General features: G+C 56.8%; 2 rRNA genes. Both read right to left on the reverse strand.

Annotated features, from left to right (window positions below):
- A 23S ribosomal RNA gene (locus tag A9X04_RS14665) occupies positions 1-3014 on the reverse strand; the annotation flags it as partial.
- Positions 3015-3296: 282 nt separating this feature from the next.
- A 16S ribosomal RNA gene (locus A9X04_RS14670) occupies positions 3297-4816 on the reverse strand.
- Between the last annotated feature and the right edge of the window lie 11 nt (positions 4817-4827).

Below are 4827 nucleotides of genomic sequence, written 5' to 3' on the forward strand. Positions count from 1 at the left end.
GGGGGGCCTTATCCCTCTAAAAGGGTGAGAAACCTGATCTTGGAGAAGGTTTCCCGCTTAGATGCTTTCAGCGGTTATCCTGTCCGAACGTGGCTATCCAGCGGTGCCCCTGGTGGGACAACTGGTATACCAGAGGTTCGTCCGTCCCGGTCCTCTCGTACTAGGGACAGGTTTCCTCAAGTTTCTGACGCGCGCGGCGGATAGAGACCGAACTGTCTCACGACGTTCTAAACCCAGCTCGCGTGCCGCTTTAATGGGCGAACAGCCCAACCCTTGGGACCTGCTCCAGCCCCAGGATGCGACGAGCCGACATCGAGGTGCCAAACCATCCCGTCGATATGGACTCTTGGGGAAGATCAGCCTGTTATCCCCGGGGTACCTTTTATCCGTTGAGCGACACCCCTTCCACTCGGGGGTGCCGGATCACTAGTCCCGACTTTCGTCCCTGCTTGACTTGTAAGTCTCGCAGTCAAGCTCCCTTGTGCACTTACACTCAACACCTGATTGCCGTCCAGGTTGAGGGAACCTTTGGGCGCCTCCGTTACATTTTAGGAGGCAACCGCCCCAGTTAAACTACCCGCCAGGCACTGTCCGTGAACCCGATAAGGGTTCGACGTTAGGTGTCCAATACGATCAGAGTGGTATTTCAACAACGACTCCGCCCCAACTGGCGTTGAGGTTTCACAGTCTCCCACCTATCCTACACAAACCGTACCGAACACCAATACCAAGTTGTAGTGAAGGTCCCGGGGTCTTTTCGTCCTGCCGCGCGTAACGAGCATCTTTACTCGTAGTGCAATTTCGCCGAGTCTATGGTTGAGACAGTTGGGAAGTCGTTACGCCATTCGTGCAGGTCGGAACTTACCCGACAAGGAATTTCGCTACCTTAGGATGGTTATAGTTACCACCGCCGTTTACTGGGGCTTAAATTCTCCGCTTCACCTTACGGTTAACGGGTCCTCTTAACCTTCCAGCACCGGGCAGGCGTCAGTCCGTATACATCGTCTTGCGACTTCGCACGGACCTGTGTTTTTAGTAAACAGTCGCTACCCACTGGTTTCTGCGGCCGAATCCCGCTCCCACCGCAAGGGTGTTCACAGTATTTCGGCCCCCCTTCTCCCGAAGTTACGGGGGCATTTTGCCGAGTTCCTTAACCATAGTTATCTCGTACGCCTTGGTATGCTCTACCTGACCACCTGTGTCGGTTTGGGGTACGGGCCGTGTGTGTGCTCGCTAGAGGCTTTTCTTGGCAGCAGAGGATCACCGAATTCGCCTCAATCGGCTATGCATCACCTCTCAGGATTAATGAGCGACGGATTTACCTATCGCTCTCCCTACGGGCTTGCCCCAGTATTACCACTGACTGGTACGGCTACCTTCCTGCGTCACCCCATTGCTTGACTACTACCAGCGAAGGTCCCACGCAGCCGGCGATCCTCGCACCCCGAAGGGATTGATAGACCACCATTTGGGTGGTTAGTACCGCTGATTCGTCAGGGACGCCCACACACGGGTACGGGAATATCAACCCGTTGTCCATCGACTACGCCTGTCGGCCTCGCCTTAGGTCCCGACTCACCCTGGGCGGACTGGCCTGGCCCAGGAACCCTTGGTCTTACGGCGGGCAAGGTTCTCACTTGCCTTATCGCTACTCATGCCTGCATTCTCACTCCCCCAAACTCCACCACACGGTTACCCGGTAGCTTCGCTGCATGGGGGACGCTCCCCTACCCAACCTTACGGTTGCCGCGGCTTCGGCGGTGTGCTTGAGCCCCGCTACATTATCGGCGCACAATCACTTGACCAGTGAGCTATTACGCACTCTTTCAAGGGTGGCTGCTTCTAAGCCAACCTCCTGGTTGTCTCTGCGACTGCACATCCTTTTCCACTTAGCACACGCTTAGGGGCCTTAGCCGGCGATCTGGGCTGTTTCCCTCTCGACGCACGGAGCTTATCCCCCGCCGTCTCACTGCCACGCTATACACCACGGCATTCGGAGTTTGGCTGACGTCAGTAACCTAGTAGGGCCCATCGGCCATCCAGTAGCTCTACCTCCGTGGTGAAACACGTAACGCTGCACCTAAATGCATTTCGGGGAGAACCAGCTATCACGGAGTTTGATTGGCCTTTCACCCCTACCCACAGCTCATCCCCTCAGTCTTCAACCTAAGTGGGTTCGGGCCTCCACGCGGTCTTACCCGCGCTTCACCCTGGCCATGGGTAGATCACTCCGCTTCGGGTCCAGAACACGCCACTACACCCCAAAGGGGATGCGCCCTATTCAGACTCGCTTTCGCTGCGGCTACCCCGCACGGGTTAACCTCGCGACGTGTCCCTGACTCGCAGGCTCATTCTTCAAAAGGCACGCCATCACCCCACAAGGAGGCTCTGACGGCTTGTAGGCACACGGTTTCAGGTACTATTTCACTCCCCTCCCGGGGTACTTTTCACCATTCCCTCACGGTACTAATCCGCTATCGGTCATCGAGAAGTATTTAGGCTTACCGGGTGGTCCCGGCAGATTCACAGCAGATTCCACGGGCCCGCTGCTACTCGGGTGTTGATACAAGGTAGGTGCCGGGTTTTCGCGTACCGGGCTTTCACCGTCTACGGCGGGCCGTCCCAGGCCACTTCCGCTAACCACGACACTTTCTGACTACCCCTCAGCCAGGTAGAGCTGAGACATATCAATCCCACAACCCCGCACACACAACCCCTACCCGGTTATCCATGCATGCGGTTTAGCCTCTTCCGCGTTCGCTCGCCACTACTAACGGAATCACAATTGTTTTCTTCTCCTACGGGTACTGAGATGTTTCACTTCCCCGCGTTACCTCCCGCACCCTATATATTCAGATGCGGGTAACACGACATCACTCGTGCTGGGTTTCCCCATTCGGAAATCCTCGGATCAATGCTCGGTTGACAGCTCCCCGAGGCATATCGCAGCCTCCCACGTCCTTCATCGGCTCTCGATGCCAAGGCATCCACCATGCGCCCTTAAACACTTACTTACACACAAAAACCAAAGAAGAAATTACACATTTCAACGAACACGCGACCGTTGCCGGCAACGCATCCGTTTAGATGCTCGCAACCACTATCCAATACTCAAACACCACACCCCACCACCAAGATGGAGGGACACCACACGGACTGGCCGAGTGTTGTCTCAGGGCCCAATAGTGTGTCTGGCAATCATTTGCTGTCGTGCACCCGGATCCCGCCCACTACAGGCGGAAACCCCTCACGGCTCGCACCCCACCAATTGGAGTGCTTTTCGTGGTGCTCCTTAGAAAGGAGGTGATCCAGCCGCACCTTCCGGTACGGCTACCTTGTTACGACTTCGTCCCAATCGCCGATCCCACCTTCGACAGCTCCCTCCCAAAGGGTTAGGCCACTGGCTTCGGGTGTTACCGACTTTCATGACGTGACGGGCGGTGTGTACAAGGCCCGGGAACGTATTCACCGCAGCGTTGCTGATCTGCGATTACTAGCGACTCCGACTTCACGGGGTCGAGTTGCAGACCCCGATCCGAACTGAGACCGGCTTTAAAAGGATTCGCTTAACCTTACGGCATCGCAGCCCTTTGTACCGGCCATTGTAGCATGTGTGAAGCCCTGGACATAAGGGGCATGATGACTTGACGTCATCCCCACCTTCCTCCGAGTTGACCCCGGCAGTCTCTCACGAGTCCCCGGCATTACCCGCTGGCAACATGAGACAAGGGTTGCGCTCGTTGCGGGACTTAACCCAACATCTCACGACACGAGCTGACGACAGCCATGCACCACCTGCACACAGGCCACAAGGGAACGCCTATCTCTAGACGCGTCCTGTGCATGTCAAACCCAGGTAAGGTTCTTCGCGTTGCATCGAATTAATCCACATGCTCCGCCGCTTGTGCGGGCCCCCGTCAATTCCTTTGAGTTTTAGCCTTGCGGCCGTACTCCCCAGGCGGGGTACTTAATGCGTTAGCTACGGCACGGATCCCAAGGAAGGAAACCCACACCTAGTACCCACCGTTTACGGCGTGGACTACCAGGGTATCTAATCCTGTTCGCTCCCCACGCTTTCGCTCCTCAGCGTCAGTTACTGCCCAGAGACCCGCCTTCGCCACCGGTGTTCCTCCTGATATCTGCGCATTCCACCGCTACACCAGGAATTCCAGTCTCCCCTGCAGTACTCTAGTCTGCCCGTATCGCCCGCACGCCGAGGGTTAAGCCCCCGGTTTTCACGAACAACGCGACAAACCACCTACGAGCTCTTTACGCCCAGTAATTCCGGACAACGCTCGCACCCTACGTATTACCGCGGCTGCTGGCACGTAGTTGGCCGGTGCTTCTTCTGCAGGTACCGTCACTTGCGCTTCGTCCCTGCTGAAAGAGGTTTACAACCCGAAGGCCGTCATCCCCCACGCGGCGTCGCTGCATCAGGCTTGCGCCCATTGTGCAATATTCCCCACTGCTGCCTCCCGTAGGAGTCTGGGCCGTATCTCAGTCCCAGTGTGGCCGGACACCCTCTCAGGCCGGCTACCCGTCGTCGCCTTGGTAGGCCATCACCCCACCAACAAGCTGATAGGCCGCGGGCCCATCCCACACCGCAAAAGCTTTCCACCACAAGGCATGCGCCAAGTGGTCCTATCCGGTATTAGACCCAGTTTCCCAGGCTTATCCCGAAGTGCAGGGCAGATTGCCCACGTGTTACTCACCCGTTCGCCACTCGAGTACCCCCGAAGGGGCCTTTCCGTTCGACTTGCATGTGTTAAGCACGCCGCCAGCGTTCGTCCTGAGCCAGGATCAAACTCTCCAAACAAAATCTCCTCG

Source organism: Mycobacterium sp. E3247 (genome assembly GCF_001667785.1).
GTDB lineage: Bacteria > Actinomycetota > Actinomycetes > Mycobacteriales > Mycobacteriaceae > Mycobacterium.